The organism is Oleiphilus sp. HI0066 (assembly GCF_001635725.1).
Genome location: NZ_LWFH01000167.1, coordinates 1 through 660, shown reverse-complemented (window position 1 = coordinate 660; position 660 = coordinate 1). Strand labels below are relative to the sequence as shown.

General features: G+C 46.1%; 1 protein-coding gene. It reads right to left on the bottom strand.

Annotated elements, in window-relative coordinates; genetic code table 11:
* A partial coding sequence (locus tag A3738_RS02805) for an efflux RND transporter permease subunit (protein ID WP_197473533.1) occupies positions 1 to 660 on the bottom strand: 660 nt, incomplete at both ends.

Sequence of the window (660 nt, the reverse complement as noted above, 5' to 3'; positions counted from 1 at the left end):
GCAGTTTCATTCGCATCAAACTCAATCTTCGGAGCGCCCGGTTTTACTGATGCTTGGGTATGCAACACACCAGATTGCTGAGAAATAATTGCTCGTAGCTCTTCACCTAAAGTTCTTAACACATCCGTTTCAGGGCCAAACACCCGAAACTCAATTGGCGCTTCGACAGGCGGTCCTTGAGAGAAAGGCTTGGCAACAATTTGAACTTGAGTAAAGCTCTCGCTTAACTCAACTTGAAGCTCATCTATTAGGCTTGATGATGCCTCGACATCCTCAGCAGTCACCACCACTTCGGCGTAGTAGTTCTGGTTGCGATTATTCATCAATTGGTTGTAGTAAAACGCCGGAACACTATCCCCAATAGACCAAACCGTTTGTTTTACCTCTGCTTTATTACGAATCAACGCGTCTATTTCCTGCACTAGGGCATCTGCAGCAGGAACACTCGTATTTGATTCAAACCAAACGCGTAACTCGAACATGTCGCGATCAGCGGTCGGAAAGAATACTTTTGGCAAAGAGCCAACAGAAAGCACACCAAAAATACTCAAACCAAGTGCAGTCACAACCGCTAACCATGGCTTACGCAAACTGTGCGCGAGAAAACGCTGATAGCCTTCTGATTTTTCTTTTGAGCTAACACCAACCTGCCACCAGCGA